Origin of the sequence: Saccharicrinis carchari, from assembly GCF_900182605.1 — a bacterium.
Taxonomy (GTDB): Bacteria; Bacteroidota; Bacteroidia; order Bacteroidales; family Marinilabiliaceae; genus Saccharicrinis; species Saccharicrinis carchari.
This window is the reverse complement of sequence record NZ_FXTB01000001.1, coordinates 254,744-268,227: the sequence shown is the minus strand read 5'-3', so window position 1 is coordinate 268,227 and position 13,484 is coordinate 254,744. Positions and strand designations below refer to the sequence as shown.

At 41.7% G+C, this 13,484-nt stretch carries 8 protein-coding genes and 1 riboswitch; of the genes, 2 read left to right on the top strand and 6 right to left on the bottom strand.

The features are described from left to right. Positions 1-39: 39 nt before the first annotated feature. The 3 genes from FN809_RS00910 to FN809_RS00900 form a co-directional block, all read right to left on the bottom strand. Positions 40-2,829, bottom strand: a complete 2,790-nt coding sequence (locus FN809_RS00910; protein WP_142531601.1) for a DUF5074 domain-containing protein — start codon at positions 2,827-2,829, stop codon at positions 40-42. Positions 2,830-2,859: 30 nt separating this feature from the next. Then, the gene (locus tag FN809_RS18165) at positions 2,860-3,072 is read right to left on the bottom strand and encodes a cysteine-rich CWC family protein (protein WP_142531600.1); all 213 of its coding nucleotides are present in this window, start codon (positions 3,070-3,072) and stop codon (positions 2,860-2,862) included. A 385-nt stretch (positions 3,073-3,457) separates the two neighbouring features. Next, positions 3,458-3,673, bottom strand: a riboswitch (cobalamin riboswitch). A gap of 129 nt (positions 3,674-3,802) precedes the next feature. Continuing rightward, a complete protein-coding gene (locus FN809_RS00900) occupies positions 3,803-5,425 on the bottom strand; it encodes an AMP-binding protein (protein WP_142531599.1) in 1,623 nt (540 codons plus the stop codon). 264 nt (positions 5,426-5,689) lie between these two features. Here FN809_RS00900 and FN809_RS00895 point away from each other — a divergent pair, with 264 nt between their 5' ends. Together FN809_RS00895 and FN809_RS00890 are read left to right on the top strand one after the other, a co-directional pair. After that, the gene (locus FN809_RS00895) at positions 5,690-7,732 is read left to right on the top strand and encodes a DUF3857 domain-containing protein (protein ID WP_142531598.1); all 2,043 of its coding nucleotides are present in this window, start codon (positions 5,690-5,692) and stop codon (positions 7,730-7,732) included. 147 nt (positions 7,733-7,879) lie between these two features. Continuing rightward, complete coding sequence (locus FN809_RS00890) at positions 7,880-9,778, top strand: DUF3857 domain-containing protein (protein ID WP_142531597.1); 1,899 nt, start codon at positions 7,880-7,882, stop codon at positions 9,776-9,778. Between the two features lie 365 nt (positions 9,779-10,143). Here FN809_RS00890 and FN809_RS17925 read toward each other — a convergent pair whose 3' ends face one another. The 3 genes from FN809_RS17925 to ffh form a co-directional block, all read right to left on the bottom strand. Continuing rightward, positions 10,144-10,719: a PhnA domain-containing protein gene (locus FN809_RS17925; RefSeq protein WP_142531596.1), complete on the bottom strand. Its 576-nt coding sequence runs from the start codon at positions 10,717-10,719 to the stop codon at positions 10,144-10,146. 82 nt (positions 10,720-10,801) lie between these two features. Continuing rightward, a complete protein-coding gene (gene folD / locus FN809_RS00880; protein ID WP_142531595.1) occupies positions 10,802-11,680 on the bottom strand; it encodes a bifunctional methylenetetrahydrofolate dehydrogenase/methenyltetrahydrofolate cyclohydrolase FolD in 879 nt (292 codons plus the stop codon). Positions 11,681-11,920: 240 nt separating this feature from the next. Further along, positions 11,921-13,255 carry a signal recognition particle protein gene (ffh, locus tag FN809_RS00875; RefSeq protein WP_142531594.1) on the bottom strand — a complete coding sequence of 445 codons (1,335 nt, stop codon included), beginning with the start codon at positions 13,253-13,255 and terminating at the stop codon, positions 11,921-11,923. Positions 13,256-13,484 lie beyond the last annotated feature (229 nt).

The window sequence follows — 13,484 nt, the reverse complement described above, 5'->3', positions numbered from 1 at the left end:
GCCGATAAAATAATCGACTATCTCAGAATAAATAACAACTTATTGTTTCACTGCCTTTTGGGTAACCACTCCTACAGCAGATTTAACCCGGATGATATAAGATCCATTGGCTAGGTCCGAAGTATTTACACGGTTAACATGAGCGTTTAACATGCCATTTTGAACTACCCTTCCGCTAAGGTTAACAATGCTATAGCTTGCATCACCTAAGGCTGACCCATTTATATGAATGTAGTTATCGAACGGAACGGGGTAAATACTAATATCATTTGCCTTTGTATCCTCTACGTCGGTTGATACAGATACAGTAACATCAAAACTTTCCTCAACCACATTACCATTTGAGTTGGCGCGCAAGGTTATTGAGGCTGATCCATAACCAACCGGACTAACAAGCAATTGACCTTTTTCAATGGTAGCGGTTGCAACAGAAGCATCGCTATTGCTAACAACACTTACAAGTATCGAGGCATCATTGTTATCCACATCGGACACTATGGAAGTAAGCGCTATAGACTGCGAATTATCTCCTTGCGTAAAAGTTAAATCCGCAAGATTAAATTCAGGTAAAAATGCATCGGGGAAAACCGGCATGGCTGTAAACCAATAGTAGGGATCTAAAGGATGACGCGATACTTCGGCACCATCTGTTCCGTTAAATACATATAGGGTATTGTATTGGGAATTATGGCCCCAGCCACTTTTCATGCCTGTTGCATAAAGCAAGTTGCTTGATGGGTGAACTCGAATACCGGCACCATATAACTCCATACCCTCCTCAAGTGTAACAAAGGGCATGCTTAAAGAGTTATCATCGCCGATAATATACTTATAAATTTCAGTACTGCCCGACCATCCTGCTGGTTTTGCCCAATAAAGGGCATTTTCTGTGGCACTTGCGCAGAAGCTATTGGCGCTCCATGCAAAACCAAATGAAGATGGAATTTCGATACCCTCGGGCATGGTTATTACCTCCTCTTGCAACGTGTATGGGTTCACTTTAATTAACTGCGTGCCTGCTGCAATATATACCTGGCCATCGAAGGCCTGCACCACAGCACCATATGTGGTTCCGGTAATGGTTTTTTCAATCCGGTCAGTGGCTGCATCAATAATGTAAACTTCGGATTTTTTAACGGCAAACACATAAGCTCCGGCACGAACCATAATACCAACTTCGCCCCCTGTTCCTTCAACGATAGCACCAACTTTAGATTGTGCAATATCAAATAGGTAGATACCGTTTGAGGTACTGATATAACCTTTTTCAGGGCTTACACCCACAAAAGCCCTTCCGTCGGCAGAATTTCCCTGGTTAAATTCTGCTACAGTGGTTTGCTCCTGCATGTTAGCTGCATCTGCGGCAACAAGTCGGTTTCCTTGCTTAGAGATAAAGTAAAATTGATTACCATATATGCATCCAAACTGTGTGGTAGTACCTAAAGTTTTTCCCTCATTTTGTTGGCGATAAGCACGATAAACAAATTGATCATCCGAGGCCAGGTAGCTCACTGTACCTTCACTATGTCCAAACCAATCTTCGTTTACGATAAATACACCATTGGAATAATCTATATCACGAAGCTCAATAATAAAAGTTAGCTCGCTTGCATCACCGGAAGAGCTGGCCGTAACAGTAACTTGTGCAATACCTGTTTTACCACTAACATAATCGATATTCAGCTGAGGATTTTCACCGGAATCATCAATAGTTGTGGCCAACAAAATTTCATTGGCTTCCGAAGCTACAGCATAGCTAATTATTTCGCCCTCCTTAACTGTAAAATAATCTGATAGATTAATTATAGTTTGGGGTGCATTTTTAGGCAATAGAATATCATTTACGGGACGTGCAATAGCGGGGGCTTTGCTTAGCCTGACTTCGGCCAATGGGTCGCCCAGGTTACACGCATATACCTTACCATCGGCTGTAATATCACCCGTTGCTTTGAGCATACCAAACCAAGCGAAAGAAGAACCACCGTAGGTGCCTATTTTATTATAGTTTTGGGCTTGTCCTATATTGCCATCCCATACAGCAACATAGCTACCGCTGGTAAAATCATTGGAGTTAAATATCAGATGGCCGGCAGCATCCACGTCACAATCGTACGGGCCATTGCCGGCAATAAGGGTTAGCTCAGTACCATCGGTCAGGGTAAGATAACTATTGTCTGCCGCATCTATAATAGCCTTTATATCAGCACCCTCCCATTTATACATTGAGGTCTCACCCGTGGGGCTATACACCGCATTGAAAACACTTCCTTCAGAATCGATGGCCAATCCTGTTGAATTGCCACCTACCTCAATCAGTTTTTTATGATCGTTATTCCCTGATAAATCCAATAGCGAGATACAGTTTACATCGTTTACACCATCCCATCCTTCGGTATTTAAGCCCGATACATAATAATTACCATTATAACATTCCATATCAAAGTTACCGGGAAAAGTGGCTTCATGGGTCCAGGTACCCGTGCCTATATCCACACTGTATATCCTGTCGTCGGTTAATCCGCCGGTGGTATAACCAAGCCAAACTTTTGTTCCATCCGTATCAGCAGTAACAAAGCTCACCCAGCCGGAGTATTCAGGAACCTTTCCGAAATTATGCGTCTGTTCCATGGTGGTGAGGTCGTAACAATACAGGCCGTCGCTATCAATAGCATACAAGTTGTTGCCAAGTATATCATGACAGGCAAAAGCCTTGTCCACAACAATATCTTTGCCCACATAGTTAGCCGCTGTGTTAAACCAGCTGCTTTGTGCAAAAGTTCCGATGCTCAAACTTAAAAAAGTGAGCAGAAAAAAGTAAATTTGTTTCATAATGCAATTGTTAATTTTTAAATGATTGTATTATTGATTATTGGGAACGGCAGACAGTTTTGGCGAACACTGCCGTTCCTTTTCTATTTGTTGTAAACAGGCCAGGCACAAACAATCGGTATAATTATCACGGATAAATTGATAAGCTTGGCTTGATAATTTTATTGATTTACACTGACACTTTTGAATGTTGCTGCCCTTACACTCAAAACTACCCTTACATCGTGGACATTTCTTTTTCATACGGTATGCGGGTTTAAGGGTACTAGCAGGGTTTTAAATTGAGTGCAGATTATAGTATTGATAAAAAAAACCTTAAAGCACAACAAAAGAACAGCAATTATAAGCGGGAAATATTTTATTGAAAAATAGCGTACCCCAAACGTCGCCAGGGTACCAGGCATATATACTGGGGAATACGGTATGGTGCGGCTATATGCGGCCAGCAATACCAAAAGGGATAAAATCCCGTGGCATTGATTGATCTTTGAAAGATTGATTTTTGATTTTCCCATCACAACTGCTTTAATTAAACAATTAATTTGTTTGATTTTGCAGCTTACGATGGCTTAAAAAGGAAGTAGCATTAAACATCGTGCTGATAAGCTACCCGTTCACCGCAGGCTGCAAAATCAAATGTTCAATGGCAGGTCTTCTGACTTATCTCCACTTTAAAAAACCTTCTCGTCCCGATTTATCCGGACAATGGTTAAAAACTTTTAAAGCCGTTTTGAGAATTACAGCAGCGGGAACTGTTGCCGATTTGCGCGGCATTCCCTTTTAATTTCGGTTCCATTAGGCAATTGCCCGATGGAAATTGAAAACCAATGAAAGCGCGAATATAGGGTTTTAAATTAATTTAATTGCAAAAAACAAACAACTAAATTAGAGTGCAATTGGAAATGAAAGCAAAGCTAACAGATTTTAAACACCTGTCAGGCGTTTCAATCCGCCTAACTATATCAGCTAACAACTACCTGTGCGATACGCTTATTTCCCTGGCGGATATTTCACGCATTTCCACCTTGCGCACCTTACCGGTAACCGTAGTTGGAAATTCAGCTACAAATTTCCAGTGCTTGGGTATTTTAAAGGTGGCTATTTGGCCTTGACAATATTTCTTCAGCTCCTCCTGCTTTACCTGCATTCCATTTTTTAAAATAACCCAGGCCATCACTTCTTCGCCATATTTAAAGTCCGGTACACCAATTACCTGAATATCCTTGACCGCCGGATGATTGAGTAAAAACTCCTCAATTTCGAAGGGCGATATATTTTCACCCCCTCTGATAATAAGGTCTTTAATTCTACCTACTATTTTAACGTAACCATGCTCGTCCATCTGAGCCAGGTCGCCGGTATGCATCCATCCTCCCTCGTCTATCACAGAGGCGGTAGCTTCCGGGTTATTCCAATATTTTAGCATAACGGAGTATCCTCTGGTACATAGTTCACCTTTGGATCCGCGTGGCACTATTTTTCCGGTATCGGGGTCTATTATTTTTATTTCGATATGCGGATGAACCCTACCTACGGTTGTACATCTGCGATAATCATCATCATCTACAAAAGTTTGGGTGCTTACGGGCGATGTTTCGGTCATACCGTAGCAAATACCCACTTGTTTCATGTTCATCTTTTCTCGTACGTCTTTCATGGTTGATTCAGGGCAGGAAGCACCGGCCATGATACCCGTACGCAAACTGCTAAAGTCGAACTCAGGGAAACGTGGATGATTAAGTTGTGCAATAAACATAAGAGGAACACCATACAGTGAGGTGCACTTTTGATCTTGCACCGTTTGCATCACCACCTCCGCATCAAATGCCTCGCCCGTGAGTACCATACAGGCACCATGTGTTATACAAGCCATATTGGCCAGCACCATACCAAAGCAATGATACAATGGCACCGGAATACACACCTTGTCGTTTTCGTTATACCCTAACCGTCTACCTATAAAGTAACCGTTGTTCAGAATATTATGGTGCGTTAACGTAGCTCCTTTAGGAAAACCCGTAGTTCCGGAAGTGTATTGAATATTAATGGGATCGTCGAACTGCAAATCATGTTCTATCTCCTCCAATTCCTGTGTAGATATTTTTTTACCCGCCTCAAGCATGGTTTGCCAGTGCTTATCAATAACCAATATATCCCTGAGGCGGATGCATGCCGCTCGTACCTCGTTGAGTATCGCCATATAATCCGTTTTACGGAAACCCTTGCTCATAATCAAAAGTTTTACCTCCGATTGCTTTAAAGCATACTTTAATTCGGCCGCCCTATACGCCGGGTTAATATTCACCATAATGGCCCCTATACGGGCAGTAGCAAACTGCACCAGCACCCATTCGTAACGGTTGGCCGACCATATACCTACCCTGTCCCCCTTTTTAATACCATAACTTAAAATTCCTTTGGCCACTTCTTCTATCTGCTGCCAAAATTGCTTATAGTTAACGCTATAGTTCTGATACGGCACGGAGAGTGCCTCACGCTGTGGGAATTGCTTTACAGTTTCCTTTAGTTTATGGCCTATGGTTACGCCCAACAACGGAACATCAGAAATTCCGTTTTCGTATGAAAATGTAGTCATTATAAAAAATGTGTGTTATAAAAGAACAAAACTATCAATGATATTGAAAAACTTATTGAAAAAAATAAAACATTTACTTTAAAAATTTAAATATCACTAATACAGAAAAGTAAAGCATTTTAAAAGAAATATCACCCTCGATACAGCGTTTACTTTTACTACCTAATAAAAAAATGGAAACTACCAATTTAGAATCATTACAAACATAAAAATACCTATCTTGCCTAACCGACTAATTCAACTATATATTAAAATTTACAAGCTATGAATCTACTCAAAGTATTACTTACCCTGGTAATTCTATTTACCATTACAATTTGCACTCACGCCAATCGCGATCGGATGAGGTTTGGTAAAATTGACCAGTCTGAAATTGAAATGACGGTTTGTCCCATAGACAGCAATGCCGGCGCGGTAGTGCTTGGCGCTTTTGGCTATACCGAGTTTAAAATTACCGAAAAGGATATTTTTACTGAATTTAACCGTCATGTACGCATCAAAATTTTCAATAAGGAATCATTCGAGAAAGGGAATTTCAGTATTTACCTGTACAAAAGCCGATCGGGAAACGAAGAAAAACTGATGGGATTAAAAGGTGTTGTGTATAATTTAAAAGACGGCAAGCTTGAAAAAACAAAGTTGAAAAAAGACAATATTTTTAAAGAAGAGCTGAATAGCAACCATAATGTGGTAAAAGTAGCCATGCCCAATATTCAGGAAGGCTCCATCCTCGAATTGAGCTACCTCATCCAAAGCCCGTATATTTATAATTTGCAAAACTGGCGCTTCCAGGACGACATACCCACACTTTATTCCGAATATCAAGTGGATGTTATTGAGTGGTACCATTACAAAAACTGGACGGAAGGATATATTCCAATAGAGAAAACACAAAATACAAAACGACAAAAATTCAGTTTCAGGACGGAAGCAACAATAAATCCGGGATTGGGCGGAGCTAATGGTGGGAGGGTGCCTGCACGTACCGTTGACTTTGATGCCGAAGTAACTCAGATGACCTATACGGCCACCAATGTTCCGGCCTTTAAAAACGAGCCCCATATCACTACACCAAAGGATTATCTCTCTTCGGTTCAGTTTGAATTACAATCGACCCGTTACCCCTGGGATACCTATAAAAACTATACCACAGACTGGCAAACACTCAACAAAAAACTGTTGGACGGCCAAAACTTTGGCCTAACCTTAAACAACGACGGACATCTTAAGGATATTGCCGAAAGCATTGTGGCCCAGTCCGCCACCCCCGAGCAGAAAGCCTGCTTGGCCTACGAGCACATCAATAATAAAATGGTATGGGATGGTACTTACCGCACTCAGGCGGGTAGCTCCATCCGAAAAGCCTACAACGACAGCAAAGGCCATTCGTCCGACATAAATTTAAACCTGATAGCCCTTTGCAGGAAAATTGGACTACAGGCAGATCCTGTTTTAGTAAGCACAAGGGATCATGGTATGGTAAGGCCCGGACTGATAAGCCTTTCACAGTTTAATCACGTTATTGCCGCAGTTATAATAGATGATCAGCGCCTATTAATGGATGCCACCGACGTAAACTGTCCTTACAACCTACTCCCCGCCAATAGTTTAAACGGGAAAGGAAGATTGGTGATCCAGGGCGAAGGTGAATGGGTTGACCTATACACGCAAACAGCAGAGAAAGAAATGTATATGGCAAACCTAATTATGGACAACGAGTTTAACTTATCAGGTTCCTTAACCTACAAAGCCGATGATTATGGTGCTGTTCAGTTCCGAAAAAAATACAACGCGCGAGAAAATGAAGAATCTTTTATCACGTGGTTAGAAGAAGAAATAAAAGATGCGAAGATATCGGATTTTAAAATGGAAAATTTAGATAGCTTAAGCCAACCGGTGGTATTCAAAGCCAACATCAGCTTAAAAAACAGGATAAATGCTGCCGGCGATATGGCTTTTCTAAACCCCAAGGTGATTAACAGAATGGTGGAGAATATTTTTAAACGCGAAGAAAGAACCTACCCTGTAGATTACAACTACCCCATACAAAAACAATTTGTCATCCGGATAACAGTTCCTGAAGGCTATGCCGTGGATGAATTACCGGAGAAAATGGCTGTTGCTTTACCCAACAACGCTGGAAAATATGTGTTTGTTACCGCAACCCAGGGCAGAACCATACAATTGACTAATCAGTATCATATAAACCAAACCATATTTCCGGGTACAGAATATGCCACCTTAAAAAAATTTAACGAAATGATAGTTGGTAAAGAAGCGGAACAAGTGGTGATTAAGAAAATTTAACAATTAGATAATGAGGGGCAGGCGATATTTAGTCATTGGTAAAAATAACGCTGCCCCTTGCTCCATGCAATCAAAGCACAAACTTAACACTCCAATGCTGTATAACTACTGACCTGTAAAATCTGAACCCTACAAACTCAACAACCCATGCAAAAATCTACTACCCTATTGCTCATTTTGATGATATCCCTGAGCACACAGGCCAAGGATTTATTTTATACGGCTTTTTTGATTTCCGATTCCTTAAAAGAAAATGCCTCCGCAGTAATACGTAACGAACACTTTGAAGTAGAAATAATTTCGCAAACCAAAGTCCGGGTTAAGCAGATAAAAGCCATCACCGTGCTCAACAGCAAGGGGAAAAAGAAGGCCTGGGAAGCTTTTTCGTACGATGAAAATAAAAAAATCACCGATCTGTCAGCACGTATGTACAATGCAACAGGCCAGGAGGTGGACAAGTGGAACAAGAGTAAATGGGAGGATGTGAGCTACGATCCGTTTGGAACAGCCTATTCTGATACCCGTATGTTAATATGCAAACCAGTAAGCAACAGTTATCCCTACACCATTGAATATACTGTTAGTTATGAACGAAACAATACCTATATGATAGACGGATGGCATCCCCTTTGGGAGGATAATCTGTCCATCGAAAAAAGCACCTTTGTACTGCGCAATACATCCGATCTTAAAATAAAGTTTAAAGAGTATAACTTTAACAAACATATCGCAAAACAAAGCACCCCCTTAATATCTACATGGGAATTGACCAATATGCCTGCTTATAAAAGCGAACCCTACCGACCTTCCAAAAAAGAATATTTGCCTTACATAAGTGTCGATGCCAACGATTTTAGCTATAGTGGCTATACCGGAAAATCGGACACATGGAAAGACTTTGGAATGTTTATTGCCCAACTGAACAACGATAGGCACCACCTACCAAAAGAAAGATTAATGGAAGTAGATGGTTTATTGGACACTTGCACCACCGCTGCCTCTAAAGTAAAAACCCTCTATCAGTATATGCAATCGCACACCCGCTATGTGAACATTTCAATAGGCATAGGCGGTATACAAACCTTTCCGGCCCAAACGGTATCCGAAAATGGATATGGCGATTGCAAGGCACTATCGAACTACATGTATGCCCTGCTAAAACACGCAGGTATAAAATCGTACTTTACGCTGGTAAATGCAGGTGCCCAAAATTATAGTTTTGATGTGGACTACGTGGGGCATCAATTTAACCATGCCATCTTATGTGTCCCTCTTCAAAAAGACACTATATGGTTAGAGTGCACCAGCCAAACCATTCCCTGTGGTTTTTTGGGCAATTTTACCGATAACCGACAGGTGCTTTTGATAACCGAGCAGGGAGGTGTACTGGCCAAAACACCCAAATATGGAAAAACAGAAAACAAACTGTACCGTAATGCAGAGGTGGAAGTAATGGCAAGCGGTGATTGCACGGCGCAGCTGGTTTCGTCCTATACAGGTTTAGAATATGATGCAAAACACAGACTTACGGCGGTGGATAAAGAACAGCAGTTGAAAATGCTATACAAAGATTTCGACATACCCAACTTTACCATCAATAGTTTTAATTTAAATAATACCCAAACAAGCCAGCCAAAACTTTTTGAAGAAATAAACCTTACCCTGCCCAAGTATGCCTCATCCAGCGGAACAAGACTATTTTTACCCCTTAACCTGGCCAGCAAGTGGGATTATGTACCCCGCAAAGTAAAGAATCGAAGCTTCGACATCCATGTACATTCAGAATTTCTGAATACCGACACTATCTGTTATACACTACCCGATAGTTATATCATTGAAGTGCTTCCCGAAGATGTTAGCCTTGAAAGCAAATATGGAATTTACAAATCAGAAATCAAATTAAACGGCAATAAGCTTATTTATGCAAGGCGCATCGAATTTAACAGCGGCATATACACTTCAGATGAATACAGCGACTTTGTAGATTTTTTTAAGATGATACAGAAAAACGACAACGCCTTAACGGTTTTAAAACGCGCAGAGTAGCACTTGTTAAAAAACAAAAGCATCCCAACTAATGCTTGGGATGCTTTTGCTATTTTGCTTTAACTCTATTAAACCTATTTTCAAGTTAGCAAGCAATGCTAACTAATTTTATCTGAAGGAATCGGCTGATCCTAATTTTTCCATCAATTTGTTTCTTTCTCTTCTAACCAACACAATTCCAATAACTACTAAAATAACACCTACTAAGCTCATAAGTCACATTTTTAAAATTAGACAAATTTAAAACCTATACAAAAGTATTAAATTTTATTGACAAATGTAAAAAAATGTATCTTTTTAATTTTTTCTTGCATTACGCATTGTCCTGCGAGCATTAATCTAAGGGCAGCTAACACTTATTGGTCTTAACTTTTCTTAACATACTGTGTAAGAATAACAATCTGCTGACCGCTTACTCTGCCTTCGATATGCTTGGGGTTGTCGCGTACCAAACTAATATTTCTTACCGCTGTTCCGCGTTTGGCGGTAAACCCGCCACCTTTTACATTCAGATCTTTTATCAACACCACGGTGTCCCCGGGCTGCAACCGCACACCATTGCTATCGATATGCTTGATGGCCTCTTCGTCTTCGTCCTCACTGCCCGCTTTCGCCCAGGCAAGGGTTTCCTCTTCTAAGTACATCATATCAAGCAAATCTTGCGGCCATCCCTCTGCTTTAAGGCGGGTGAGCATACGCCATGCCATCACCTGTACCGCGGGCACTGCGCTCCACATGCTGTCGTTAAGACAGCGCCAGTGATTTGGATCTACCTTATCATGGTCTTCAATTTGGGCCTTACAAGTAGCACAAAGGTACACACTCTCCTCTGCCCCATTGTCGGGTGAGTCCGGCACTTCATATACCGACAATTCTTCTTTTGCACCACACAGCTCACATGCCGAACTGCTTCGTGCAATCAATTCTTTTTCAATGCTCATGTTATTCATTTGTATATTCTGAAATGAACCCACAAAGGTAAGCAAAGCATTGCCATTTAAAAATTCAGGTCTGTAGTGCCAACTAATAAACCTCTTTTTTGGCTGCTTTAAGGGTGTTTTGCAATAAGGAGGCAATGGTCATGGGGCCCACTCCTCCGGGCACAGGCGTTATCCAGCTACATTTTGGCGCTACTTCGTCGTAGGCCACATCGCCTTTCAGTTTCCATCCCGATTTTGTGGTATCACTCTTAACGCGCGTGGTACCTACATCAATCACCACCGCACCTTGTTTTACCATATCCGCTTTAACAAACTCCGGCGAACCAATTGCTGCAATAATAATATCGGCCTGCAAGCAAAGCTCCCGGAGATTGGCCGTACGACTATGGCACACCGTAACAGTGGCATCACCCGGATACCCTTTTTGCGAAAGCAATATACTCATGGGGCGGCCAACAATGTTACTACGGCCTACTACCACCACATGTTTACCGGAAGTTTCAATCTTATAACGTTTTATCAACTCCATAATACCTTGTGGTGTGGCCGACACAAATGACGGCGACCCGATGCTCATGCGGCCTACGTTCTGCGGGTGGAATCCGTCCACATCTTTATGGTAATCTATCGCGTCGGTAACTTTTTGTTCCGAAATATGCTTGGGTAGGGGCAGTTGCACGATAAAGCCATCAATATCCGCATTATTGTTCAGTTCCTGTACTTTGGCCAATAATTCCTCCTCACTCACATGGTCTTTAAAACGTATCAACGAGGAGTTAAAACCTACATATTCGCAAGCTTTTATTTTTGCCGCAACATAAGTTTCGCTACCCCCGTCGTTACCAACTAAAATAGCCGCCAGGTGTGGAGTTTTGCCACCCTTGGCTTTAATTTGCTTCACCTCGGCAGCAATCTCATCCTTTACTATTTGCGAAGTGGCCTTTCCATCAATAATTTGCATAAGCGGTGAGTTTATAAAGTTGATTTTAAAAAGTACAAAGTAAAGTATAGAGTATCAAGTATCAAGAACCAAATACCCATACATAACCTGACTCGCAAAAGCGGAAGGTATCAAAGCTTCTCCCGCCCATACGGTAATATAAATATCATGGGCAAGCTGTTCGCGGATAACTGTTCACTGATAACTGATAATTGATAACTGTTCACTGTTCACTGTTCACTGTTCACTGTTCACTGAATATCACCTTCTTCCAAACGGCATATTTTGCATCATACGACCCATGTTTTTTCCCTGGGTCATCATGCGCATTACCTTGCGGGTATCGTCAAATTGTTTTATCAAACGATTCACTTCCTGAATATTTGTTCCGCTACCTATGGCTATTCTCTTACGGCGACTACCATTTAGCACGGCAGGGTTTTCGCGCTCTTCGGGGGTCATCGAATAAATAATGGCTTCAATACCCTTGAAGGCATCGTCGTCGAAATCCATATTTTTAAGCGCTTTGCCCATTCCGGGTATCATGCCGGCCAAATCCTTCAGGTTACCCATCTTTTTAATTTGCTGTATCTGGCTCAGGAAGTCGTTAAAGCTGAACTGGTTTTTGGCTATTTTCTTTTGGAGCTTGCGGGCCTCGTCCACATCATATTGCTCCTGGGCACGTTCAACCAGCGATACGATATCGCCCATACCCAAAATCCGGTCCGCCATACGGCTGGGATGGAAAACATCCAGGGCTTCCATCTTTTCGCCCATACCCACAAATTTAATAGGCTTTTCTACCACACTACGTATCGAGAGTGCCGCCCCACCGCGTGTATCACCATCGAGCTTGGTAAGGATTACTCCATCAAAGTTGAGTTTGTCGTTAAACTCCTTAGCGGTGTTCACGGCATCCTGTCCTGTCATTGCGTCCACCACAAACAATATTTCATGGGGTGTAACAGCATTTTTAATGGCTGCTATCTCCTTCATCATCTGCTCGTCGATGGCCAAACGACCTGCCGTATCCACAATCACCACATCGTGCCCGTTTGCCTTGGCGTGCTTAACGCCGTCTTTGGACAACTTAACCGGGTCGTTATTGCCCTCTTCGGTATAAACGTCTACTCCTATCTGCTCACCCAACACCTGAAGCTGGTTAATAGCAGCAGGGCGATACACGTCGCCAGCTACTAACAATGGTTTTTTACCTTTTTTATTTTTTAGGAGATGGGCCAGTTTACCGGAGTGGGTGGTTTTACCCGAACCTTGTAAACCTGCCATTAAGATAACCGCCGGCTTGCCACTAATATCAATATCAACCGACTCACCACCCATTAGCTGCGCCAACTCGTCGTGAACAATCTTCACCATCATCTGTCCGGGCTGCACCGCATTGAGCACATCTGATCCCAAAGCTTTGGCTTTAACGCCTTCGGTAAATGATTTGGCCGTTTTATAGTTAACATCAGCGTCGAGGAGAGCCCTGCGCACATCCTTTAGGGTTTCAGCGATATTTATCTCGCTAATTTTACCTTGACCTTTTAAAAGCTTAAAGGAACGCTCAAGTTTTTCTGACAGATTATCAAACATGATTTTTATATTTTATTTTTCAGCGTACAAAAGTATAAAAAATATTGGTTACCCTAAAAATTGGTTAAACTTCGTTTCACGTTAATTTTAATGATTTATCCTGCTGCTTTGTATGTCTACTAATAATATTTCGTTCTTCTCATGTGTATGGCGATAAGTTAGCATAGCTACACTCTTCATTGCGCTTTTCCATCGCTTCTTCATATGAACGTACTTTCCGATTTTAGCT